This is a genomic window from Allokutzneria sp. NRRL B-24872 (genome assembly GCF_002155965.1).
In the GTDB taxonomy this organism is placed as follows: domain Bacteria; phylum Actinomycetota; class Actinomycetes; order Mycobacteriales; family Pseudonocardiaceae; genus Allokutzneria.
Window position 1 is genome coordinate 1 of record NZ_MUMH01000468.1, and the last position, 659, is coordinate 659.

Sequence of the window (659 nt, forward strand, 5' to 3'; positions counted from 1 at the left end):
CACCTGATCATCGGCACCACCCTGGCCTGCCAGGTCCTCTCCGACGACCCCGGGCCCGCGAGCCGCGAAGAGCCCGCCGGCATGGTGCTCGCCACCCCCTACGCCGACCGCTATCTGCGGGTCATGCCCGCCATGATCGGCACGGCCGGACTCGACTGGCTGCTCGGCATGCTCGGCGTCCGCATCGAGGAACTCGACGCCCTGCTCGCCCAGTCCCCCTACCGCGCCGGCGGCGTCACCGCCCTGCCCTTCCTGTCCACCAGCGGGGAGCGCGCACCCTGCGTGGACGCCCGCGCCCGCGGCCGGCTCGACGGGCTGTCCCCGCTGACCGGCCGCGCCGACCTGGTGCGCGCCCTGTGCGAGGCGGTCGCCTACTCCGCCCGGCACTGCCTGGAGACCCTCGGCGTCGACGGCGACGTCACCGCCTGCGGAGGCGGGGCCCGCTCCGGCGAATGGGGCCGCATCTTCGCCGGAGTGCTGGGCCGCGACGTGCACGTGCGGGAGGAAGCCGTCGGCATCCGCGGCGCCGCCAAGGTCGCCTGGGACGCGCTGGGCCGGGCCGCGGACGTGCAGGACGCCGCACCCCGCGTCGCCCGCGCCGACACCGACGCGGTCGCCTTCTACGAAGAGGGCTACCGCCGCTACCTCGAAACGCTGGA

At 75.7% G+C, this 659-nt stretch carries 1 protein-coding gene; it reads left to right on the forward strand.

Going from position 1 to position 659, the window contains the following annotated elements; all coding sequences use genetic code 11:
- A partial coding sequence (locus tag CCN37_RS38730; protein WP_246843659.1) for an FGGY-family carbohydrate kinase occupies positions 1-659 on the forward strand: 659 nt, incomplete at both ends.